We start from the raw sequence: 24,322 nt of genomic DNA on the forward strand, positions 1-24,322 counted from the left end.
GGCTGTCCTTTGATCTGTTTATTGGGGTGTAAAGGCAACTTCTAAATTATCAATCAAACGTGTTGCACCCAATTTTGCCGCGACAAATAACACAATATCACGATCAAACTGAGTAGCAGGTAACAGATTTGACTGACGAGCTTCGACATAATCCACAACAAACCCATTATCTGTCAACTGAGTTTTGATATCTTCTAAAACTTGTTGTAGATCTTTGCCTTGATGTAATTGTTGCTCAGCTTGCTTTAAACTCTGATAAATAACCGGAGCGGCCTGACGTTGCTCAGGACTTAAATAACCATTTCTTGAACTAAGAGCCAAGCCATCTGCTGCACGAACAATTGGCACACCAATTACTTCTAGCGGGATATTTAAATCTTGTACAAACTGGCGAATCACTGCTAACTGTTGGTAATCTTTTTGACCAAAGAAAGCATAGTTAGGTTGCACAATATTAAAGAGTTTGGTGACCACCAAAGCTACGCCATCAAAATGCCCAGGACGTGAACTACCACATAAAGCATCAGTAATTTGGCTAACACTTATATTGGTTAAACGTGGCTGAGTACCGTACATTTGCTCAACTGATGGTGCAAAAATAATGTCACAGCCGACATCGGCCAATAGACGGCTATCTTGCTCTAAAGTACGAGGATAGTTATCAAAATCTTCACCTGGTCCAAATTGAGTTGGATTTACGAAGATGCTAACAACTACAACATCACATAACTTTTTCGCTTCACGAACAAGTGTGAGATGTCCTTCATGTAGATTTCCCATTGTTGGGACAAAACCAATAATTTTACGCGCAGCTCTAGCAGGATTTAAAGAAGCTGCAAGACCTTGTATGGTGGTTTCTGTTTTCATGAATTACAGCTCAACGTGGAAAGTATGTTCTTTGGCTGGAAATGACTGGTCCTGCACAGCAGCATGAAAAGCTTTAAAAGCGTCTAGGATTGCTGTTTCGCCAGATTGTTCTTTCATAAAGTTACGGACAAAACGCGCAACTCGACCAAAAGTTAAACCCAACATATCCTGTACTACAAGTACCTGACCATCAGTCGCATTACCCGCACCAATACCAATCACAGGTGTATTTGGAAATAGTTCAGCAATTTCTTGTCCCAACTGAGCAGGAACACATTCAAGCAATAGAACTGCCGCACCTGCTTCAACCACTGCCGTACAGTCAGCAATAAGTTGATCAGCTGCTTCACGTGTTTTAGCTTGTAATTTGTAACCGCCAAATACGTGTACAGATTGAGGAGTTAAACCTAAATGTACGCACACAGGTACACCATTACGAGTTAACACTTGTACAGTTTCACTTAGCCAAGCGCCGCCTTCGATTTTGATCATCTGAGCACCAGCTTGCATAACTGTTCTTGCGTTTTGCAAAGCATCATTTAAGGTGGCATAACTCATAAATGGTAAGTCAGTCATAATCAAAGCATGCTGGTTACCACGACGCACCGCCGCCGTATGATAAGCCATGTCCTCAACAGTTACAGGTAGAGTTGAGTCACGACCTTGAATTGCCATTCCAAGAGAATCACCAATTAAGATTGTATCAATTTCAGCAAGTTCCATTGCTTTTGCCATACTCGCATCGTAACAAGTTAGACAAGAGAACTTACGTCCTTCGGCTTTAAATTTTCTTAAGTCACTTAGACTAATCATGATGGTATCCTCTACAGGAGTTTGCAGAACGTAATAAGTCAGGCTTTAAGCCCAAGACTCATCAGCAAGTACAGTCAGCGTAGGCTGCTGTATGAGTTCTAAATTTTTAAGTGGCTGATCGTTAATATGTAAATCAGCGTCTAAATCTAATAAAGGAATTACAACGAAATCTCGCTCTAGAATTCCGATGTGTGGCACAGTTAAGCGCTCATTTTGAATTTTTTCATCACCATATATAAGCAAATCCAGATCTAAGGTACGCTCTCCCCAACGACGAAGGCGTACACGACCAGCTTCTTGCTCAAATCGCTGTAACTGGTCTAACAAATCTAAAGGCGTGAGATCGGTATTTAGCTCTGCAACTGCATTTAAATAATTTGGTTGATCTTGAGGCCCCATAGGTGGACTTTGATAAAGTTTAGAAACTTTCACTGCACCTAAAGTTTTAAGCTTAGCAATGGCTTCAGATAAGATTTGGCGCGAATCACCCAAATTACTTCCTAAACCAATATAGGTCTTCGTTGTCATTGCGTTGGCCCAAAAATAACTTGGCTTAAATCGCGTTGTACTCGCTTACGCTTCAAAATCGGATGGTCGCTCATCACCCCAGCTTCTGAAGCAGAGGCTTTTTCAACGAAACGACCCATCGATTGTTCTTGTCGAGCACGTTCTTTTTTCCCACGACGGCTGCGTGGTTCAGGAATATCAACCAAAGGTTCGATTTCCGTCTCAACTTTATTGTTTTCAACAGGTTCGGCAACGGTTTTACGACGGTTTCTAGCTTTCTGACGATTGTACTGGCTAATTGCAGCTTCTTTTTCGTCATTCGACATTTCTTGGTAGGCTTCCCACCAGCTTCCCATTCCCTGTGTCGTGTCATCACCTGACTTTTCACGAAGTAACAAGAAGTCAAAACCAGCACGGAAACGCGCATGTCCAGCCAATGCTTCAATTTGCTGTGGTTTCGGATTAAGCAAACGGGTCTGCATTTCCCAAACTTCACGAATAAAAGTTTCTGCAAAACGAGGAATCACAGTGCGTGTTGCCTGACGTTTTAAGACATCTAAACCAGCTTGTGCACGCGCTTCAGCTGGTACCACACCTTTAGATAAATAAAATTCACAACGCTCTAAAAATGGTTGCCACAATAAGACTGCATAGAAAAATGCAGGGTTGATTGTTTTACCCACTTGAATACGCTGATCTGTATTCTTTGCTGCTCTTAAAATAAATGGAGTGAGGTTAGGCTGAATATCGGCAAAGAGTTGTTTCCAAACACCAAACTCAATCAACATTGGCAAAACACGCGCCAAATGTCCCATTGTAAAGAGCTTCTGAGATTCATCATATAAACGATGCGGAGAAACATCACGCAATAGTTGCGTCATCTCTGCATCAAATATATCGAGAATATCTGAATCAATTTTGAAATTTAACTTGGCTGCAAAACGTAAAGTTCGCAGCATACGCACAGGGTCTTCTTCGAAGCGCTGTGCAGGATCGCCCAATAAACGTAGAGTTTTATTTTTTACATCGTCAATTGCTTTGCAGAAATCAAGCACAATACTCTTACGCGGTTGGTAATATAGCGTATTGATTGAAAAGTCACGGCGAGCAAAGTCTTGTTCGATGGTTCCCCAGTTATTGTCACGTAAAATCATGCCTGAAGCACTGGTGACTGCTTTTTTTGGAGGAGCACGGAAGGTTGCAACTTCAATAAGCTCACGCCCTGAATAGACATGTGCTAATTCAAATCGACGGCCAATGATTCGACAACGTCGACCAAAAACTTCTTTAATCTGGGAAGGTGTTGCATTAGTGACTGCATCGAAATCTTTAGGATTAAGCCCTAGCATTAAATCACGGACACCACCCCCAACAATATAAGCTTCATAGCCAGCTTTAGTCAGGCTATCGATCACATCTAAAATCGAAGAAGGAAGTTGGGCTGTGGACAAACCACATTTTGACGCTCGCAAGGTTTGCAAAAGACGCTGTCTCCTACGTCAGGACGTAAATAACAAGTTGTCGCTAATCATAGCTCTAACGCACACAAAGGGCAATTTGATTCTCTGTAGTTTGCGCATGAAATGATAATTGACAGACAGATGATTTATAAAGTCAAACGCGTTTTATTCTTTTCAAAAATGGCTAGACCAATACCCTTTACGTTTTTAAATTCATCAATATTTTTAAAGCCGCCATTCTTTTGACGGTATTCCACAATTGCCTGAGCCTTTTTCTCACCAATACCTTTTAGCTTTTGGAGCTCATCAATATTGGCTTGATTCAAATGAATTTGTCCTGATGAATCAGTCATAACTGAGCTTTTTGGACTATTAGAATGAGAGGCGTGTTGCATGCTCAACTTCTGATCATACATCTGCTGTTTAGCCTTCCACTCCTTAAAATTTTGATCAAAAGATTGAGCCTGAACAAAAGTTGATGAAATCACGCTCCAAAATAAAATAATGAAAATATTGTGCTTATTTTTCCAAAGATTCATGCTGAATTGCATGTGTTTTTTCCCCTAACTTTAACTGCCGCTTTGCCTGATTCCACAATTCATCCATTTCAGACAGGGTCATGTCTTCTAATGTTCTTTGCTGTTTTTGGGCTTGATCTTCAATAAAAGCAAAACGGCTTCTAAATTTATGTATTGTCGATAAAAGTGATGTTTCACTTGAAATCGCAAGTTTACGTCCAACATTGACTAAAGAAAACAGGCAATCTCCAAATTCGTCTTGAATTTCATCAATATTTTGATTTTTTAGGGCCTGCTTAAACTCATCCAACTCTTCTTCTAGTTTTTCATACGCATCTTCTACCGTTTCGAAATCAAACCCAACCTTAGCTACATTTGTTTGAATTTCTTGTGCCTGCAACAATGCTGGCCCATGCTTTATTTCATCTAATCTTGATTGCGGCTTGCCTTGTTTTTCTTGTTGTTTAATTTGTTTCCAAAGCTCACTTACTTGTTCTGGTGTTAAATTATTAAATTGATCTGCCTGAAAAACATGGGGATGACGGCGTATTAACTTTTCACTTATTGCCTCAACAACATCTTGAAAATTAAAAGCGCCTTGCTCACTAAACATTTGTGATTGAAACACAACCTGTAATAACAAATCGCCTAGCTCATTTCTAATTTCATTAATATCGCCTTGACGAATGGCCGCCTCGACTTCATATGCCTCTTCAATCGCATATTTAGTCAGTGAGATTGGGGTTTGTTGTTGATCCCACGGACATTTTTCACGTAATTCTTGCATGATTTTAAGCAATTTATCCATGGTAACCCTCAAGTTTAAAAAGTCGGTCAGTCAATCTAAGATTTTAATTTGTTATGATCAAAATCAAAGCGATTAAATCAGTCGCACTATTGTACTGACAAAGAGAAAAAAGATGAGATACAGTATTCTGATTAGTGGTGCCGCTCAAGGTATTGGGGCTGAAATTGCACGTGTATTCTACAAACAAGGATATAAAGTAGGCATTTACGATATTAATGAATCGCTTGCTCAGGAACTAGCAAATGACTTAGGCTCAAATGCCCGTGCCGGCTATCTAGACGTAAGTGATTACAGCCAGTGGCAACACATATTAAAAGAATTTACCGAATGGGCTGGTGAACTTAATATTTTGGTAAATAATGCAGGTGTTTTATATTCTGGCGCGTTTGAAACGACTGATATTAAAGCTCATCAAAGAACAATAAATATTAATGTAAACGGCGTAATCAATGGCTGTCACGCTGCTCTCCCTTACTTAAAGCAAGCGTCTTTTGCACGTATTATCAACCTCTCTTCAGCTTCTGCAATTTATGGTCAAGCTGATTTGATCTCTTATTCAGCCAGTAAATTTGCTGTTCGCGGGATTACTGAAGGTTTAGATGTGGAATGGAAAAAATATGGTATTCGCGTTTTAGATGTGATGCCACTATTTGTACAAACTGCAATGGTTAACAATATGGATGCAGGCACTATTCAAAATATGGGGATAGATTTAACACCAAATGATATTGCTCAGCAGGTGCTTACGCTTGTAGAGAAAAAGGCTCATTTTTGGACGCCTACCCACACTCCAGTGGGTATAAAAACCAAACTGCTTTATCAACTATCAACGTTGAGTCCTCAGTTTCTAAATCGACTCACCAATATTTATTTATCTAGAAAGTAATTTGCAATAAAAAGGCTGTCATTTGACAGCCTTTTTACTTAATTTATTAAACGCCTTGAATCATGCGTCGTGCACTAATGATTCCAGGTTGCTGCTCTAGGCGAGCCAATAAACGAGAAAGCTGCGCTAAACCTTTAACCTCAATGAGCAACTTCATATTAGCAATACCATCTGCCTCAGAAATTGTATTGACCTGACGAATATTAATTTGGTCAGAGAAAATCACTTGAGTTAAGTCTTTAAGCAGACCACGACGATCATAAGCTTCCACCACAATCTGAACGCTTTGACCACGTGTTGGCTGCATTTCCCAATCAGCTTCAACAGCACGCTCTGGCTCTTGCTTAATCATACGCTGATAGTCAGAACAAATGACTTTATGGATGCTGACACCACGGTTCAAAGTAATATATCCAGCGATTGATTCACCATGCACCGGCTGACAGCACTGAGCGATGTGGAGCTCTACATTGTCTAAACCATCAATTAAAATGCCATGTGCTGATAGCGTATGGCTGGCACGTGGATTTAATGTTGGTTTAAGTACTAGTTCAGGCTCATCCTGATCTAGATGCATTTGGCGGTTCACCTGATTAATCAGGGCATGTAAGCTAATATCGCCACTGACCAGATTCACCAAAATGTCGTCGCCAGTCTTCACATTAAAATGTGATGAATAATCGTTTAGGTCGATACTTTTTGGATGAATCGCAAGACGAGCTAACTCTTTATTAAGAAGTTCTCGACCTACTTCAAGATTTTTACTACGATCTTGCTGTCTAAACCAATGACGCAACTTGTCACGTGCACGAGAGGTTTTAATATAACCTAGAGAGTTCACCAACCAGTCACGGTTTGGTTCACGATCTTTTTTAGTTAAAATTTCAACCTGTTCACCCGTTTTTAAAGTATAGGTAAGTGGCACATAACGCTGGTTGACCCGCGCTGCATAACACTTATTCCCTACTTCTGTATGCACATGATAGGCAAAATCTAAAACTGTGGAACCACGCGGCAACTCTTTAATATCACCATCACGACTGAAAACATAAATCTTCTCAAAGCCTTCAAAGTCTTGTAACTGGTCAAAGCCTTCTGTTTCATCTTCGTTTTGATGTACCGTCGTTTCATTACGTTCTTGATAGTGTTCTAAAACAGCACGTAACGAATGCAAACGATGGTTAAAAGAATGGTCGGTATTCTTTGAACCTTCTTTATAGTTAAAGTGTGAACATACGCCTAACTCTGCTTCATCATGCATCTCATGAGTACGAATTTGCACTTCAAGAGATTTATTTTCAGCAATTACAGCCGTATGCAAAGAACGATAACCATTGGCTTTCGGGTTGGTAATATAGTCATCAAACTGGTGCGGAATATGACGCCAGATTTGATGTACGATACCTAAAGAGTGGTAGCACTCTGGCACACTATTGACCAACACACGTAAGGCACGAATGTCATAAAGTTGGTCGAAGCTCAGGTTTTTGCTCTTCATTTTTCGATAAATCGAATAAATGTGTTTTGCACGCCCTGTAATTTCAGCTTCAATGCCGTAAGACGCTAACTCATTTTTCAAACGGTCAATGACGAACTGAATATAATGCTCACGCTCTAAACGCTTTTCATTGAGTAATGAAGCAATCTCTTTATAACGATCTGGAGCCAAATAGCGAAACGCTAGATCTTCAAGTTCCCATTTAAGCTGAGCAATACCGAGTCGATGTGCCAACGGCGAATAAATAGTAAGGATTTCACGCGCTACACGTTCTTGGCGTTCACGAGAGGAATTTGCAAGCTCTCGCAAAGAATAAGTACGTTCAGCAAGTTTAATTAAAACAACACGAACATCTTCGGTCACCGAAATCAGCATTTTATAAATGCCGCTTAGATGTTCTCGTTGATTATTATTAAAGTGATCTTCTAACCGTTTATTTTTTTCAATAAGTTCTGAGAGTTTACCCATTGCCAAAGTACCTTTGACAAGGTTGTAAACTTGCTCTCCGAATTTCTGTTTTACTTCTTCTATATCGGTAATGCCTTCACGCACACTACGATAAAGCATTGCTGCTGATAAAGTATCTTCATCTACGTGAAGATGTGCCAGAATATCGGCCATTCCAACGCCTGTAGCAAAAGTATTGGAACGATGATTAACCGTTGAATCTAACTCTTTTTGCAGGGTTAAATGAGCGACTTTTTCAAGTTGTTCAAGCTCCGCCCCATCTAATATTTCACGCACCCGATCCAACCATGAGGCTAAACCGATTTGCGTTTCGGCGGCATGCTCTACAGTCGTTTCCTCTGACAACTCGGTTAGTTGTTCAGGTAACTGTTCACGTACTGTGACCATACCATTCTCCTCAATATGTAACTCATGTTTTTAATCGTTTATCTCTTGAATTTTTTCAAATAGTGCAATGGATTCAACATGTTCGGTATGCGTAAACATGTCCATCACTGCTGCTTTTTTTAACTGGTAACCATATTGGACCAAAACACCCGCATCCCTTGCCAGTGTAGCTGGATTACATGATACATAAACGATTCTTTTTGCTCCAAAATTTGATACATACTGCATAATTTCATATGCACCAGCACGAGGAGGATCAATCAATAATGCATCAAATCCTTGATTTGCCCAAGAATGATGCGAAAAATCTTTTGTTAAATCTTGTGAAAAGAAGGTTGCTTGCACCAAACTATTGCATTTCGCATTAGCTGTTGCTCGCTGCACCATTTCTTCACTCCCTTCAACACCGACAACCTGACCACTCTCACCAACACATCGTGCTAACGGGAGTGAGAAATTGCCCAAACCGCAAAATAGATCAAGTACCTTTTCACCTGGTTGCAACTGAAGCAATTCACATGCCAATTGAACCATCTGTTCATTTACTGTGGCATTGACCTGAGTAAAATCCAATGGCGAAAAAGCAAAATTTACATTAAACCTCTCCAAGGCATAATGTAAACGTAAAGCACCTTGTTCATCATCAATACGATGAATACTTTCCGGACCTTTAGGTTGCAAATACAATTGCCACCCTTTGTGTAACGCAAATTGCTTTAATTGGTTGACATCAGAATTGTTTAATTTTTCTACATGACGAACCAATAAAGAAACTTCATGATCACCTTTTGCTAATTCTACATGACCAATATGTGCTTTGCCTTTTAGACTTTGGAGTAAAGTGCGTAACTCAGGCAGACTATTTGATAAGTTTTTATCCAAAACACTACAGCTATGAATCGAAGTTAGACGATTACTATGATGTTCGCGAAAACCCATAATTAAGCGATCTGGTTTTGGTAAATAGCGCACACCGATTCGAGCACGACGACGATAATCGCTTTGTAAAGATCGAATCGGTTGTAGCCACTGTTCAGGCTGAATACCTGCAAAATGCTGTAAATGTGACTGAAGTACACTTTGTTTTAAACGGATTTGTTCATCAGGGTGAATATGCTGCATGCTACATCCACCACAGATCCCATAATGAGGACAAATTGCCTCGATACGATGTGATGAAGGTTCTCCTAACAACTGCAACATTTCAGCTTCTTCAAGACGCTTCGCTTGATGGGTAATCCGAGCTTTTACAGTTTCTCCTGGCAATGCATAACGAATAAAAACTTTTTTGCCATGCTTATCTGCCGGATGATCTGGATGAGAACCATAATGCGCAATTCCCCGCCCCTCATGAGAAAGTGTTTCAACCTGAAAAATATATTCTGGTTGTTGAAGGTTGCGAGATTTGGCTTGTTGTTTCAAAGAATGAACCTAAAAATCTGAAGAATTAAAATAGTGAGAAGTAAATTCAGTATGTTTTGAAGTGCGTTTCCATACTTCAAGAAAATCAGCCTGCTGTGGCATGGTCTGTAAATATTCAATACTCGAACTAATCCAATGGTTATGTTCATCTGCATTTAATTGGCCTTTTAGTACTAACCAACGCAAATAAATAAACCACGTATTGAGCACATCCCCTTCACAATAGCTCGTTAATTTTAACCACTGTTGATTACGAACATATTCAGGCACATGATAACCCGACTCACCACGCTTACCCGGCAAACCTAAAATACAGGCAATATCGTCAAGCTTTTGAAAATTACGGCCATTAAACATTGCCATAACGTCCATTAAGTCTATATGGCGATGGTGATAACGGTTTTGGTAATTATTAAAACGCTTCTGGCTATCAATCTCGCCTTGATCAAACAGACCAGGGGCAGATAGCCCATGATACATAGCGCGAAATAGGATAACTGGTAAATCAAATTGCGAACCATTCCAACTTACTAGCGTCGGATGGCGCTTATCAAAAATAGATAAAAATTTCTGTAAAATTTCTGCTTCAGAATATTGTTCTCGACTAAAAGAAAATAATCGAAAACCAGACTCATCGATCCATAAGCCAGAAATACAAACAATTTCATGTAAAGGCAAACGCTGAAAGTCCATACCAGATTCTTGGCGACGGATTTTCGTCAATGCTTGCTCTACATCTGCCTCAGGTAAATCAAGATGATATAAATGCGCACCCGCTTTTAAATCAGTTAAAGTTTCAATATCAAAAACTAAGGTAGGGAAACGCATTATTTCTCTCAATTATGAGTTATCGTCCTGTACTGAAAACAGACCTGTAGACAAGTAGCGATCGCCACGGTCACAGATAATGCAAACAATAACAGCACCCGGATTTTCTTCTGCAATTTTGATTGATGCCCAAACTGCACCGCCTGAAGATGTACCAGCACTAACACCTTCCATACGAGCTAATTTACGCATAGTTTTTTCAGCTTCAATTTGTGGAATATCGATAATACGATCAACACGGCTACTATCAAAAATAGTAGGCAAATATTCTTTTGGCCAACGGCGAATACCGGCAATACTTGATCCGTCTGCAGGCTGTAAACCAACAATTTGAATATCTGGGTTTTGTTCTTTTAAATATTTAGAAACACCCATAATGGTACCGGTTGTGCCCATTGAACTCACAAAATGGGTAATTTTACCGCCTGTTTGTTTCCAGATTTCAGGACCAGTCGTTAGATAATGAGCTTCAACATTATCAGGATTACCAAACTGATTTAAAACGTGCCCCTTACCCTCTTTTTCCATTTGTAAGGCTAAATCACGTGCACCTTCCATTCCTTGCTGTGGTGTCACTTCAATCAGCTCTGCGCCATAAGCCAACATTGCGTCTTTACGCTCTTGGCTCATATTGTTCGGCATAATAAGTTTCATTTTATAGCCGCGCATTGCCGCAACCATAGCCAAAGCAATACCTGTATTACCGCTGGTTGCTTCAATTAATGTATCACCCGGTTTAATTTGACCACGTTTTTCTGCCTGCATAATCATGTTATATGCAGGACGGTCTTTTACAGAACCTGCCGGATTATTACCTTCCAATTTTGCTAAAACTATCGCTTGCGTATGAGAAGCTAATCGCTGCAAACGAACTAGAGGCGTCTTACCTACATAGTGATCTAACAAAAATTCGTCGGCTAAAAAATCAGGTTGTGTATTACTCATGATCAACACCTATATCGAGGTGGGCCTATTGTATGAAAAAATGCTCGGTACTGCACCCATTTCAATATGCTTTTTCATGAAAGCGATTAAAGCTCGGTCATTTATAAAATGCCGTCTGTTTTAAAATAAAGCGTGATAAGATGCCCTACAGAGAGATAAATCTGATGTAGCCATGTCTAATTTCAATAAAACCTTATCGAAACGCTTACGTCTGAATCACGCATATGGGCAATTGATTGCTCTTATTTTTGTGCCCATTATGATTTTAACGTGTGTTGGTGCTTTTCTGGTTTTAACTGAAACCTCGCATTCAGTAAAACAACAACAGCTACATCATGCCTCAGCAATTTTAGCCCGCTATAATCAAATCGCACTAGATTTATACCACCTAGTTGAACTACAGCCCGATGAATATGACCATGCTCAGCACATCATGCAAAGCATGTTTAATGAAAAAAATCTAAAACGTGCTGCGTTAATTGATAGCAATGGTCAGACTTATTTAAGTATCGGTTATCGAGACAATCGTTATTGGCCAAACTTTACTGAAAAAAATAATTTTTTTGGTCCAATCTCTTATAACCACAACAATATTTATGGACAGCGGATTAGCGACACACCCGGAAAAGCACCTGTCTGGCTTGTGATTGAAATGGATAATCAGCCACTAGAATTGGCACGTTACCGTATTTTGATTGCCCTCGTCATTACTGGCTTAATGACCTTACTGTTACTTTTACTTTGCTTGAATTTTTATTCGCGTCGGTGGATTGCACCGATGTACGAAATTCGCATGCAGTTGCAACGTTTAAATGCAGACACGTTGGACCAGCATATGGTCATTAACAGTACGGGTGAATTGCGCTTATTACAGCGTGATATTGCAAACGTTGTTAAACGATTGCACTTTAGCTTTTTAGAGTTAAAAGAACACACCGAACAAACCGAAGAAGACTTACGCAGAACGCTAGATACCTTAGAAGTTCAAAACATTACCTATCGTCAAGCACGTGACCAAGCGATTTCTTCAAACCAAGCCAAATCGGTTTTTCTTGCCAATATTAGTCATGAGCTTCGAACGCCTTTAAACAGTATTGATGGCTTTATTCATTTATTACTTCGTCAACAAAACCTAAATAACGAACAAAATCTTTACCTGCAAACTATTCGCAAGTCATCAGCCCATTTATTGGCATTAATTAATGATGTATTAGATTTCTCAAAAATTGATGCTGGTAAATTAGAGCTCGAAACAGCGCCGTTTGATTTAGAAGAAGCCGTCTTTGACGTCATGGATATGCTGTCTCCACTGGCTGCCCAAAAGCATATCGCTATGGCTTTTTACTATGCCGACAATATTCCACAACAAGTGATTGGTGATGCTTTACGCTTCAAACAAATTCTGACTAACTTGATTTCGAATGCGATTAAATTCACTCCAGATGGCGAAATTATTGTTCGTGTTCGTATGGAACATGATGATATCGGACAATGCCTACTTCATTTTAGTGTTCAAGACAGTGGTATTGGTTTAAGCGGTACAGATCGTAAAAAATTATTTGAATCATTCTCGCAAGGTGATGCATCCGTTACACGTCAATTTGGCGGTACAGGTTTAGGTCTTGCGATCTCTAAACAGCTCGTTCATCTCATGCATGGCCAAATTGGCTTTGAGGACAATCAGGAACGTGCTCCAACAGAAAAAGGTTCAACCTTCTGGTTTACCGCACAATTTGTAGTAGATGAAGATTACGAGATTGAACACCCGCACTTTGAACATTTACAAGTGGTGTCTTATCTTGCCCACCCCGCTACAGCAAGTGTTTTACGTTATTACCTTGAGAACTATCATGTTCCTCACATCGAGACGCAATCGATTCTGGACTTGTTTAGCCGCTTAAAGCATCTTGATCAGAAAGATAATACATGGCTCATTGTTGACCATAGTGGTGATACTGAAGCGTTATTAAAAGAAATTCGTAGTCGTTATCAAGGTAATTTGGCAGTTTATGGCTATCAAATGACGCTTGAGCCAAACATGCTCACTGAATATCGTGCTCGTCCTCTCTATCAACCACTCAGCCGAAGCGGACTCATTCAATTATTAAATGATCAGCCTATTTTTGAAGAGGAACAACAAGACTTTAATGGTCAGGGTTTACACATTCTGGCAGTGGATGACCATTTACCTAACTTAATTGTTTTAGAAGCCCTACTGGGTGAACTTAACGTTAGAACAACTAAAGCAATCAGTGGTCAAGAAGCGCTTAATCTGATTCAAGAGCGAATCGATCAGAAACTCAAACCATTTGATTTAGTGTTTATGGATATTCAAATGCCTGTTATGTCAGGTATTGATACAACTCGCGCTATTCGTTCATTAGAGTCGACTTTAGATGGTGAAATGCAACTTCCAATTATTGCATTAACAGCCCATGCCCTTGCCGATGAAAAACAAAAACTTCTCAAAGTCGGCATGAATGACTATGTCACCAAGCCAATTCAAATGGAACAAATTATCCAGATTCTAACGCAATGGACTAAAAACAACTTTACAGCAAAAGCTCCAGATAAAGACCATCATGTCGTTGCAGAAGCATTAGACCCAGAAATTCTAAACTGGCAACAAAGCTTGCAGCTTGCAGCAAACAAAGAAGATCTTGCTCAAGATTTACTTAAAATGTTAGTTGATAGTTTCCCAACTGAGCTAGACGAAATGCAGCAGCTTATTGAGCTTGAAGACTTCCCTCAACTTGAGCATGTTTTACATCGTCTTTATGGCGCTACACGCTATGTAGGGACTCCAAAACTACAACAAGTGACCGGTGACTTTGAGCAATTTGTTTCAACACTACGCAAAGAACGCCGTATAGCCGATGAAAGCTTTATTGAAGAAGTTATGAGACGCTTTGATGAGTTAGGACTTGTTGTCAAAGAAGTAGAAAGTGCTGCTCATCAAATCTTAGTAATCCCTGACTAACAGACCGACTAAATAGGCATGACTGAGCTGTCATGTTTCCAAATTACAGCCATGTTATGCTCCGCTTATCGATAAAAAAATAAGCGGGAATTTCATGGCACTTTTACGTATTGAAAAGAATAATGGCATTGCAACAGTTTATCTAAACCGTCCTGATAAACGTAACGCCATGAGTTTTGCCCTTCTCAAAGAACTCGTTTCAACAGCAAAAGCCATTAAAAAAGATAGAGAGATCCGCTGTGTGATTTTGACAGGTGAAGCACAAGTTTTTAGTGCTGGAATTGATTTATCTGATCTGAATAATCCGAAAAATTCTGCCTTTGCCATTTGGGAGCTTGTGAAACCCGGACAAAGCCTATTCCAGAAAGCATTCCTGATTTGGCAAAATTTACCTGTACCTGTGATTGCAGCTCTTGAAGGATATTGTTTTGGTGCCGGAATGCAACTTGCCTTAGCAGCTGATATTCGCATTTCTCATCCAGACACTAAAATGTCGATTATGGAAAGCCGTTGGGGCTTAGTGCCAGACATGGGACTTACTCGTTCATTGAAGGGACTAATTGGCGTTGATCTTGCAAAAGAACTCACCTTAACCGCTCGTGTTTTCAATGGAAATTATGCAAAAGAAATTGGTCTTGTAACTCATTTAAGTGACTCTCCGCTAGAAAAAGCAAATGAAATTGCCACTGAAATGTTACAACGCTCACCCGATGCTCTCACTGCTGCAAAACGTGTACTTGATGCAATGGAACACCAACCAGAAAAATCATTACGTCTAGAAAAAATCTGGCAACTTAAATTATTACTTGGTAAAAATAGCAAACTTGCTCGTAAAAAAGACAAACATCCGGAAGTTAATTTTTTACCACGCCAATATAAATAAAGAGCTTAGATTATGAATTTTGATCGCAACACCCCTATTGCTTTTTTAGGTATAGGGCTTATGGGGAGCCGCATGGCAACCCGCCTTATTCAAGCTGGCTTTCAAGTTGCGGTTTGGAATCGAACCCCTTCTGCATGTGAAGAACTGATTGATATCGGCGCACAGCCTCTAGATCTTATAAATATTGGCGAATATCCTGTTATTTTAATCTGTCTAGCAGACGACAAAGCCGTAGAGGCAGTATTTGAAAAAATTCAGCCCAACTTAAAAGCTAAACAAGTTATTGTGGATTTCTCAAGCTTATCTGTTGCTGCAACAAAAACACTTGCTCAAGCAGCTTCCGCGCATGACGTTACATGGATTGATTCACCCGTATCAGGTGGAACAGCTGGTGCCGAACAAGGCACACTTGTTATTTTTGCAGGTGGTGATGCTCAAACCATTACAGAATTAACGCCTGTTTATAATGTCTTATCTCAACGTGTAACACGAATGGGAGACACAGGAACTGGCCAAGCCACCAAAATCTGCAATCAACTCATTGTTGCAGCCAACAGTGCTCTTATTGCAGAAGCTGTTGCTCTTGCAGACCGAGCTGGTGTAGATACGACTTTGCTCGCTCCAGCCTTAGCAGGTGGATTTGCAGATTCAAAACCTTTTCAAATTCTCACCCCACGTATGGCAACTCATACCTTTGAACCTGTTCAATGGAAAGTTCAAACATTATCAAAGGATCTTAACAACGCAGTAACATTGGCTAACAATGTTAATTTAGATATCCCAGTTGCACAAAAAGCTCTATTACAGCTACAAACTCACCAAAAAAATGGCTTTGCCGAGAAAGATTTAGCTACTATGATTCAATTAATAGAGCAAAAATAAACGGAGTTTGAGTATGGGTCGTCTTGCAATCAATTTATCCATGATTTTTACCGAAGTTCCTTTAATTGAACGCTTTGCTCTGGCCCATGCTCAGGGCTTTGAATATGTCGAAATTCAATTCCCTTATGAATTGTCTATTGCAGATATTCAAACTCAACTCGAACGCTATAACCTCAGCCTTTGTTTAATTAATGTGCCTGCAGGTGATCTTATGCAAGGCGGAAACGGTTTAGCAGGCATTCCCGGCCAAGAAACAGCATTCCATGAGGCATTAGAATTGGCTATTAGCTATGCCACGGCTTTAAACGTTCCTCGTGTTAATATTTTGGCGGGTAAGCAACCACTAGATGCTGACTTACTTCCTTGTTTAAAAACACTAGCAGCCAATTTAAAACTTGCCTGCAACTTACTCAGTGAACATGATATAGAACCCGTTTTTGAAATGATTAATGGCACGGATATGCCTCGCTTTTTGGTGCAGAACATTGCGCAGGGCCAAGAAATGCTAGAAGCAGTCAATCATCCTGCCCTCAAAATGCAATATGACTGCTATCACATGGCCATGATGGGGGAAGATGTACTTGAGGGTTTGCAAGAGAATATTAACTTAATTGGACATATTCAATTTGCAGACTGTCCGGGCCGCCATGAGCCTGATACAGCTCAAATTCCTTATGAACAAATTTTTTCTTGGTTAAAGCAAAGTTCATATCAGAACTATATTGCAGCGGAATATAAACCTGAAAATGGTTCAAATCAGTCGTTTACATGGAAGAAAAAATACTTTTCTGATGATGTAAATATATAAACTGTTACGACTTCTGTTTGAAATTTAGTGCGAAAACCACTATATTAGATAGTGAGTAATTGTCAGGAAAATATACCCTATATGAATTTAGAACCATCGCCCAGCGTGTCTAATTCTCACGATTTCGCAATGAACACCTCAAATAAAGACGTACAAGCTTGTCTCAAAGTCGTCCACGATGCTTTAGTTGATGTAAAAGCAAAAGATATTCTCCAGTTAGATGTTAGCTCAATTAGCAATGTCGCTGATGCTATTGTAATTGCAAGTGGTACTTCTACTCGCCATGTCAAAGCACTTGCTGACAATGTTGCAGAAGAAGCTCGAAAAGCCGGTTTCCGCCCGATTGGCGTTGAAGGTGAACGAGATGCAGAATGGATCTTAATTGATCTCGGCTTTGTTGTAGTACACGTAATGCTACCAACAGCTCGTAAATTCTATGATTTAGAAAGCTTATGGCGTACGGCTCCAGAGTCGGTTGCTTAAAATTTTGCTTTTAAAAAAAGCGGCTCTTTTGAGCTGCTTTTTTTATTTATCCACATCTATTTTAAGCACTTTCAAATACCATACCCTATCCCAAAACACCAATCATCACATATATCTAAATTTGACATGACAAATTGTCAAATTTACAGCACTATACAAATTCTTGAAGTCCCCACCAATAAATAGCATAACCAGAGTACAGAAAGTGAAGATATTAATTACAGGTGCTAATACGGGCATAGGTTTCGCCACAGCAGAACAACTCGTTAAACAAGGGCAACATGTGATTTTGGCATGTCGAAATCCTCAGAAAGCGCAAGAGGCACAAAACAAACTAAGCTCACTTAACCAAGGACAAGTCGATGTCGTTTCTCTCGACTTAAATAGTCTTGAATTAACTAGAAAAGCCGCCGATGAAATTGCTGATCGCTATGGCAACCTTGATGTACTTATTAATAATGCAGGTTTATTTGCCAAAACCAAACAGTTGACCAGTGAAGGCTTTGAGCAACAATTTGGGGTTAATTATTTAGGCCATTTTTTATTAACTCAAAAACTACTCCCAGTTTTACAACAATCTCCTAAAGCGCGCATTATTCATCTTGCGTCTATTGCTCATTGGGTTGGCTCAATTAAACCCAATAAATTTCGTGCAGAAGGTTTTTACAATCCCCTGTTCTATTACGGTCAATCAAAGCTTGCGAATTTACTATTCAGCAATGCATTAGCAGAACAGTTAGCTGGAAGTTCAATTACCAATAATGCATTACACCCGGGTGGTGTTGCTTCTGATATTTATCGAGACTTACCAAAACCTGTCTATGCAGCGATGAAATTAGGACTAGTACCAACTTCAGTTCCAGCAAACCTCATTACAGAAATGGCAACTTCTGAAGCATGGCAACACCGTAATGGCGAATATGTCAGTGCACATATGCCAGACTGGAAATCATCACATGCTAAAAATCAGCAACTGGCACGTGACTTATATCAACAATCTATGGATCTTGTAGAAAAATTTCTTTAAAAAATCAGCCCAAATAAAAAAACCACCCGAAGGTGGTTTTTTATTTCAAAGCAAATTAGTGGCCTGTACCGTTAATTGCTTTTGTCATATCTTCAACAACTTTCTTAGCATCACCAAAGATCATCATTGTTTTTTCATTATAGAACAAGTCGTTGTCTAGACCAGCATAACCAGTTGCCATAGAACGCTTGATCACCATGATTGTACGCGCTTTATGAGCTTCAAGAATCGGCATACCATAAATTGGTGAGCTTGGGTCATCTTTTGCAGCTGGGTTTACAACGTCGTTTGCACCAATTACAAGTACTACGTCTGTTGCTGGGAAGTCTGAGTTGATCTCATCCATTTCCAAAATGTCTTCATATGCTACGTCTGCTTCAGCAAGTAGTACGTTCATATGACCAGGCATACGGCCTGCAACCGGATGGATTGCAAAGCGAACGCGAACACCCTGCTCTTTCAAAAGTTCACACAACTCTTTTACAGCATTTTGTGCACGACCTTGCGCCATACCATAACCAGGTACAATCACAACGCTGTCCGCATTTGACATTAAGAAGCCAGCATCATCAGCAGAACCTGAACGGTAGTTACGTTGAACTTGTTCACCTTTATCTGCAGATGCAACTGCTGCACCGCCCATTGCTCCACCAAACAATACATTGATGATAGAACGGTTCATTGCTTTACACATGATGTACGACAGAATCGCACCAGATGAGCCTACAAGCGAACCTGCAACGATCAACATGTTGTTTTCAAGAGTAAAACCAATACCTGCCGCTGCCCAACCAGAGAATGAGTTAAGAAGCGATACCACTACAGGCATATCACCACCACCAACCGGTGCAATCCAAACCCAACCAAATGCAAGTGCAAGTGCTGTCATTGCCCAGAAAGCAGTCATATTGCCAGTTGTAAAGAAGTAGAAACCACAAGCCAACATCGCAACAAAGATAAGTGCTTGAACAGGTTTAACCCATGCACCAGAAATTGTTTTAGCCCATTTTTTCGCAGCCAATTTACCATACGCAAACACAGATGCAGTAAAGGTAATCGCACCAACGAAACAACCAACAAACAATTCAAATAAGTGAACCTTACTCATGTGTGCATGCTGCACGCCAGCTGCTGTTAAAGCCGCCTCATTTTGAGCGAATAGTTCAGTAAGTTGGTTATTATGTAAAATTGCAGCAATCGCAATTAATACCGCAGCCAAACCCACTAATGAGTGCATAAGCGCAACAGTTTCCGGCATTTGAGTCATTGGCACTGTACGTGCACGTGCGATACCCACGATTGCACCTAACACCATTGCCCCAACGATCATCCAAATAACTGGGTTATTCGCAACAAAGAAGGTGGTTACAACTGCAATCGCCATCGCGATCATACCGTAACGGTTACCTTGAATTGCTGTTTTAGGGCCAGATAAGCCACGAAGCGTCAAGATAAAGAGGATTGCGCCAACAAGGTACAACCAGTTTGCATTTGCTTGAATAAATTCCATGTCAAAGCCCTCTTATTTCTTTTGCTTAGGCTTGAACATTTCCAGCATGCGTGCAGTTACTGCAAAGCCACCGAAAATATTAATGCTTGCCAAAAATACTGCAATCGCACCGAGTACGCTCACCACATTCACACTTTGAAATGCAACGTTAGCATCTACACCTAAAACTGGCAGTCCTACAGTTTGCAACATCGCACCTACCACAATAATAGATGACAACGCATTGGTTACCGCCATAAGTGGTGTATGCAAAGCTGGCGTAACTCCCCAAACCACGTAATAACCTACGAAGATGGCAAGGACGAAAATTGTAATAGTTTCAACCATGAGAAATCTCCTTAACCACGCTTAAGCAGTACTTGACCGCCATGAGTGACCAATAGGGCTTTTTGGATTTCGTCTTCCTGATTAATCGCAAAGTTTTTCTCTTTGTCGAATAAGGTCTCTACGAAATTAAAAACGTTACGCGCATACAATGCAGAAGCTTCTGTTGCTACAGTTGCCGGAATATTTGGAACACCCAAAATTTTCACGCCATTTTCTGTAAACACAGTCTCACCAACTTTAGAGCCTTCAACGTTACCACCAGTTTCAACAGCCATATCTAAAATGACAGAGCCCGGTTTCATCTTGGCAACAGTTTCAGCTTTAATTAAACGTGGTGCATCACGACCTGGTAACAATGCAGTAGTAATCACGATGTCAGCATTAGAAACAGCTTTATCTACAATCGCAGCTTGGTCTTTGATGTATTGCTCACCCGGCATCCATCCATAACCATTTTTAGCGGCATCTGCTGCACGTTGTTGCTCTTCTTCAGACATTGGGACGTCTAACCACTTACCACCTAAAGACTCAACTTGATCTTTAGCTGTAGGACGTAAGTCTGTCGCTTCAACAATTGCACCTAAACGTTTTGCAGTTGCAATCGCCTGTAGACCAGCAACCCCAACCCCCATGATCACAACACGCGCAGGCTTTACAGTACCCGCAGCAGTCATAAGCATTGGGAACATGCGTTGATATTCAGCAGCAGCAAGTAAAACTGACTTATAACCAGCTAAGTTTGCTTGAGAAGACAACACATCCATGTTTTGTGCACGAGAAAGCGTACGAGGAAGCAGTTCTAAAGCAAAAGCAGACACTTGTTGATTCGCAAACTGATCTAGCTCGGTATTACGATAAGGATCAAACATTGCTACAACAGCAGTATTTGCTGCAAGTTTCTGAATTTCCCCGCCCTGTGGTGCGCGAACTTTCAAAATAATTTGACTACCCGTATAGGCATCATCCGTAATGGTTGCACCGACCTGTTCATAAGCACTGTCAATGTACGCAGCCTTTACACCAGCACCACGTTCAATCACAACGCTATGACCAGCGCTAATCAACTTCTTTACTGTCTCTGGCGTAGCAGCTACACGATTTTCACCGACGACAGTTTCGGTTGGGATTCCGATCTGCATGAGCGTTCCTCAAGCTAATTTCTCATTGTCAAAAACATTGCAAGCTGCAATGTTTCCCCCATGTGTATTCTTTGTACAGAATTTGGATTCTAATTGAACTTTTTTAAAATACCACCCACTATTTATTTAATAAATACCCATATTTTGAACTGATGATTCACGATATTAGTTTAGAGGTGTAACATAGGAAGATTTTTCTTTTTTTGCAGACAATAGTCTCTCTTATACAGTCCTGTATATGAAAATTTCTTTATCTTCGTTTCAAATCGGGTCTTTTTTTGCTCTTTGCTCTGCGTTTCTATTCAGTACAAAAGCAATCTTTATTAAACAGACTTATGCCCTTTCTCCATTAGTAGACGGTACGGTCCTGATGGCTTTACGCATGTTAAGCGCTTTACCGTTCTTTCTATTAATTTGCTGGTTTAACAGGCATCATAATCAGGGCATAAAAAAGAAGGATTGGCTAATTTTAATTTTTGCCGGTCTATTAGGCTACTACTTTGCAAGTTGGCTCGATTTCATGGGCCTTATGTTTATTAGTGCCTCTTTAGAACGAATTATTCTATTTTTATATCCCACGCTTACAGTCATCGTATCAAGCTTACTCTACAAACAAAAATTAGATGTAAAAAGTTTCTTTGCCATTTTTCTTAGTTATGGTGGAACCGTGCTGGTTATGCTTCAGGAGCACAACAACGCACCAATTCAGGGCAACTTCTGGTTAGGGACAAGTTTCGTATTTGCAAGTGCCGTGGCTTTCGCTGGCTATTTGTTGCTGACGCCACCTCTCATTAAGAAATTTGGCTCTTGGAATTTCACAGGGTTAGCCTTAACCGTGGCCTGTATCGGCACATTAACTCATTACGCATTAAGCACACCTCATCCAATTCAACTCCTATTACAACTCCCTTCTAGTGTAATTTGGTATGGCATTGGCTTAGGCTTTTTAGTTACCGTGTTACCTACCGTTATGCTCATGCAAAGTATTGAACGATTAGGTGCCTCTCAATCTGCAATGATTGCTTCAATTGGACCAGTTTTAACGATTTTGCTTGCCGTTGCTTTTTTAAATGAACATCTCAATATGTGGCAATGGGTCGGCTGCCTTCTTAATATTGTCGGCGTCATGATGATTACACTTAGAAAGAAAAGACTAAAACATTAAATTCTCTTGACCTCAACTTAAGTTGAGGTTGGATACTCATCTAAATTTTAATAAACGGTTGAGTTCCAATGAGTCAAGAAATTTTTAAAATCATAAATCCATCAACTTTATATGACCCAACGCCAAACGCTTATAGTCATGTTGCTGTAGTGGAAAGCTTTAAGAATATTATTCATGTAGCAGGTCAAGGAGGCGAAAATTCCCAAGGTGAATTAAGCCCAAGTTTTGAAGAACAAGCGAATCAAGTTTTTGATAATATTCAACATGCTTTAAAAGCGGCCAATGCAGAGCTTAGCAATATTGCTGTATTGAGAGTTTTAGTTGTTGACCACTCGGTCGAAAAACATCAAATTCTGATTAAAATTATGCAAAATTTATGGAAAAATCATCCTTTTCCTGCCTGTACACTTATTCCTGTGCCGCGCCTTGCACTAGAACACATGCTTATTGAAGTTGAAGCAACGGCATACACCCAATAAAACTGAGAGAACGTCATGTCTACCCCTGAAGATATCAGTCAAAATAAACCTTTGCTTTGGTTGATGGCAGCAGCATGCGGTTTATGTGCAGGTGTGAATTATTATTGTCAGCCTCTAATTCACTCTATTCAGCAAGAGTTTGCTGTAACTCAAGCACAAGCCGCTTTAACAGTGACATTTGCTCAGGTGTCTTATGCCCTCGGTTTACTCTTTATTGTCCCGTTGGGTGATATTGTCAATAAAGCCAAAGCTATTCCGTTTTTGATGGTACTTTGCGCAGTTGGTCTATTTACATCTGCTTTTGCTGTGAACTTACCCATGTTGTGGATTGGTACAATCTTAGCGGGATTGTTTTCTGTTGCTGCGCAAGTCCTGATCCCACTTGCCACAATGACCGTAAAGCCCGAAAAAACTGGCGAGATCATTGGTTTTTTAATGAGTGGCTTATTGGTCGGAATTTTACTCTCTACCAGTTTAGCTGGCTTATTTTCCAACCTTTTCCACTGGAAAATAGTCTATGTCGTCAGCGGCGTATTAATGCTTCTGTTGGCATTTACCTTAAAAAGCCGTCTGCCTTATGTCTTACGCATGAAAATGAACTATGGACAAATATTTGTTTCCATGGCTCAACTCTTAAAAGAGGAAAAGCGACTATTATTAAGAGCGCTTACAGGTGCTTTCGCCTTTGCCGCAGTAAGTATTCTGTATTCCACCATCGCCTTACTTTTAACTTCGGCACACCATTTGCCCGATCTATTTATCGGACTAGTCCCACTAGTTGGTATCTTTGGGGCATTATCAACACGCTATATTGGTAAATATGCCGACCAAGGCTACACAAGGTTACTTACGTGGATGGGTTGTGGACTGTTTTTGGTAAGCTGGCTTTGTTTCTATTTCGGACAAACCCTCCTTTCTAGTTATGTTATTGGCTTTGCTTTAATTCAATTAGCACTCGCGCTCGTTCATACGAGCAACCAGAGCATTATTTTCCGTTTACGTCCGGATGCTAAATCTCGTATTAATGCCATCTATATGACCACTTATTTTATTGGAGGAGCTGGTGGCTCTGCCTTAGGGATTTTTGCTTGGAATCATGGCGGGGGGACTATGACATGTGTTGCAGGGGTGGCTCTTGTTCTGCTTTGTATTTTATTTAGTGTCCTTGATGCTTTCTTACAAAAAAAGCAGCTCACTCACTCATAAAGTAAATTGTTATAAATCATCTTTCT

Annotated in this window: 23 protein-coding genes; 10 read left to right on the forward strand and 13 right to left on the reverse strand. The window is 40.2% G+C overall.

Annotated features, from left to right (window positions below; translation table 11 throughout):
* Nucleotides 1-18: 18 nt before the first annotated feature.
* The 6 genes from panC to mazG all read right to left on the reverse strand — a co-directional run bounded on the left by panC (nt 19) and on the right by mazG (nt 4,973).
* Nucleotides 19-867: a pantoate--beta-alanine ligase gene (gene panC / locus J536_RS06615; protein ID WP_017482383.1), complete on the reverse strand. Its 849-nt coding sequence runs from the start codon at nt 865-867 to the stop codon at nt 19-21.
* 3 nt (nt 868-870) lie between these two features.
* On the reverse strand, nt 871-1,680 hold the full coding sequence (gene panB, locus J536_RS06620; protein WP_002117298.1) for a 3-methyl-2-oxobutanoate hydroxymethyltransferase: 810 nt from the start codon (nt 1,678-1,680) through the stop codon (nt 871-873).
* Nucleotides 1,681-1,725: 45 nt separating this feature from the next.
* Nucleotides 1,726-2,208 carry a 2-amino-4-hydroxy-6-hydroxymethyldihydropteridine diphosphokinase gene (gene folK / locus J536_RS06625; protein WP_017482384.1) on the reverse strand — a complete coding sequence of 161 codons (483 nt, stop codon included), beginning with the start codon at nt 2,206-2,208 and terminating at the stop codon, nt 1,726-1,728.
* Nucleotides 2,205-3,668: a polynucleotide adenylyltransferase PcnB gene (pcnB, locus tag J536_RS06630; protein WP_017482385.1), complete on the reverse strand. Its 1,464-nt coding sequence runs from the start codon at nt 3,666-3,668 to the stop codon at nt 2,205-2,207. Before pcnB ends, folK begins: the two co-directional genes overlap by 4 nt.
* Nucleotides 3,669-3,793: 125 nt before the next feature.
* Nucleotides 3,794-4,198 (reverse strand): ComEA family DNA-binding protein, encoded by a 405-nt coding sequence (locus J536_RS06635; RefSeq protein WP_017482386.1) that lies wholly within the window; start codon nt 4,196-4,198, stop codon nt 3,794-3,796.
* Nucleotides 4,167-4,973 (reverse strand): nucleoside triphosphate pyrophosphohydrolase, encoded by an 807-nt coding sequence (mazG, locus tag J536_RS06640; protein ID WP_017482387.1) that lies wholly within the window; start codon nt 4,971-4,973, stop codon nt 4,167-4,169. Before mazG ends, J536_RS06635 begins: the two co-directional genes overlap by 32 nt.
* Nucleotides 4,974-5,085: 112 nt before the next feature.
* Between mazG and J536_RS06645 the strand changes: the two genes are divergently transcribed.
* Complete coding sequence (locus tag J536_RS06645; protein ID WP_017482388.1) at nt 5,086-5,859, forward strand: SDR family oxidoreductase; 774 nt, start codon at nt 5,086-5,088, stop codon at nt 5,857-5,859.
* 46 nt (nt 5,860-5,905) lie between these two features.
* Here the strand turns inward: J536_RS06645 and J536_RS06650 are convergent, their stop codons facing one another.
* Genes J536_RS06650 through cysM form a run of 4 tightly spaced genes read right to left on the reverse strand, consistent with a single transcriptional unit; the run spans nt 5,906 to nt 11,407 of the window.
* Nucleotides 5,906-8,212, reverse strand: a complete 2,307-nt coding sequence (locus tag J536_RS06650) for a RelA/SpoT family protein (protein WP_017482389.1) — start codon at nt 8,210-8,212, stop codon at nt 5,906-5,908.
* Nucleotides 8,213-8,242: 30 nt separating this feature from the next.
* Nucleotides 8,243-9,634: a 23S rRNA (uracil(1939)-C(5))-methyltransferase RlmD gene (rlmD, locus tag J536_RS06655; RefSeq protein WP_017482390.1), complete on the reverse strand. Its 1,392-nt coding sequence runs from the start codon at nt 9,632-9,634 to the stop codon at nt 8,243-8,245.
* Between the two features lie 9 nt (nt 9,635-9,643).
* On the reverse strand, nt 9,644-10,462 hold the full coding sequence (locus tag J536_RS06660; protein WP_017482391.1) for a 3'-5' exonuclease: 819 nt from the start codon (nt 10,460-10,462) through the stop codon (nt 9,644-9,646).
* A gap of 12 nt (nt 10,463-10,474) precedes the next feature.
* The gene (cysM, locus tag J536_RS06665; RefSeq protein WP_017482392.1) at nt 10,475-11,407 is read right to left on the reverse strand and encodes a cysteine synthase CysM; all 933 of its coding nucleotides are present in this window, start codon (nt 11,405-11,407) and stop codon (nt 10,475-10,477) included.
* 172 nt (nt 11,408-11,579) lie between these two features.
* Here cysM and J536_RS06670 point away from each other — a divergent pair, with 172 nt between their 5' ends.
* The 6 genes from J536_RS06670 (at nt 11,580) to J536_RS06695 (ending at nt 18,470) form a co-directional block, all read left to right on the forward strand.
* Nucleotides 11,580-14,387: an ATP-binding protein gene (locus J536_RS06670; RefSeq protein ID WP_032062470.1), complete on the forward strand. Its 2,808-nt coding sequence runs from the start codon at nt 11,580-11,582 to the stop codon at nt 14,385-14,387.
* 94 nt (nt 14,388-14,481) lie between these two features.
* A complete protein-coding gene (locus tag J536_RS06675) occupies nt 14,482-15,270 on the forward strand; it encodes a crotonase/enoyl-CoA hydratase family protein (RefSeq protein ID WP_017482394.1) in 789 nt (262 codons plus the stop codon).
* A 12-nt stretch (nt 15,271-15,282) separates the two neighbouring features.
* Entirely contained in the window at nt 15,283-16,152 is an 870-nt protein-coding gene (locus J536_RS06680) for an NAD(P)-dependent oxidoreductase (protein ID WP_017482395.1), read from the forward strand.
* Nucleotides 16,153-16,165: 13 nt separating this feature from the next.
* Complete coding sequence (locus J536_RS06685) at nt 16,166-16,960, forward strand: hydroxypyruvate isomerase family protein (RefSeq protein ID WP_017387608.1); 795 nt, start codon at nt 16,166-16,168, stop codon at nt 16,958-16,960.
* 81 nt (nt 16,961-17,041) lie between these two features.
* Nucleotides 17,042-17,443, forward strand: coding sequence for a ribosome silencing factor (rsfS, locus tag J536_RS06690; protein WP_001047580.1), 402 nt, complete (start codon nt 17,042-17,044; stop codon nt 17,441-17,443).
* A gap of 205 nt (nt 17,444-17,648) precedes the next feature.
* Complete coding sequence (locus J536_RS06695; protein ID WP_017482396.1) at nt 17,649-18,470, forward strand: SDR family NAD(P)-dependent oxidoreductase; 822 nt, start codon at nt 17,649-17,651, stop codon at nt 18,468-18,470.
* Nucleotides 18,471-18,525: 55 nt separating this feature from the next.
* Here the strand turns inward: J536_RS06695 and J536_RS06700 are convergent, their stop codons facing one another.
* From J536_RS06700 to J536_RS06710, 3 genes are read right to left on the reverse strand one after another with little or no spacing between them, the layout of a single operon-like run.
* On the reverse strand, nt 18,526-19,980 hold the full coding sequence (locus tag J536_RS06700; RefSeq protein ID WP_017387605.1) for an NAD(P)(+) transhydrogenase (Re/Si-specific) subunit beta: 1,455 nt from the start codon (nt 19,978-19,980) through the stop codon (nt 18,526-18,528).
* Between the two features lie 12 nt (nt 19,981-19,992).
* The gene (locus J536_RS06705; RefSeq protein WP_000230434.1) at nt 19,993-20,307 is read right to left on the reverse strand and encodes a proton-translocating transhydrogenase family protein; all 315 of its coding nucleotides are present in this window, start codon (nt 20,305-20,307) and stop codon (nt 19,993-19,995) included.
* Between the two features lie 11 nt (nt 20,308-20,318).
* Nucleotides 20,319-21,446, reverse strand: coding sequence for a Re/Si-specific NAD(P)(+) transhydrogenase subunit alpha (locus J536_RS06710; protein WP_002117245.1), 1,128 nt, complete (start codon nt 21,444-21,446; stop codon nt 20,319-20,321).
* A gap of 238 nt (nt 21,447-21,684) precedes the next feature.
* Between J536_RS06710 and J536_RS06715 the strand changes: the two genes are divergently transcribed.
* The 3 genes from J536_RS06715 to J536_RS06725 all read left to right on the forward strand — a co-directional run bounded on the left by J536_RS06715 (nt 21,685) and on the right by J536_RS06725 (nt 24,296).
* A complete protein-coding gene (locus J536_RS06715) occupies nt 21,685-22,611 on the forward strand; it encodes a DMT family transporter (protein WP_017387604.1) in 927 nt (308 codons plus the stop codon).
* A gap of 68 nt (nt 22,612-22,679) precedes the next feature.
* Nucleotides 22,680-23,090 (forward strand): RidA family protein, encoded by a 411-nt coding sequence (locus J536_RS06720; protein WP_017482398.1) that lies wholly within the window; start codon nt 22,680-22,682, stop codon nt 23,088-23,090.
* A 15-nt stretch (nt 23,091-23,105) separates the two neighbouring features.
* Complete coding sequence (locus J536_RS06725; protein ID WP_032062471.1) at nt 23,106-24,296, forward strand: MFS transporter; 1,191 nt, start codon at nt 23,106-23,108, stop codon at nt 24,294-24,296.
* The last annotated feature ends 26 nt before the right edge of the window (nt 24,297-24,322 follow it).

The sequence above is a fragment of the Acinetobacter sp. 809848 genome, assembly GCF_000581275.1.
In the GTDB taxonomy this organism is placed as follows: domain Bacteria; phylum Pseudomonadota; class Gammaproteobacteria; order Pseudomonadales; family Moraxellaceae; genus Acinetobacter; species Acinetobacter pittii.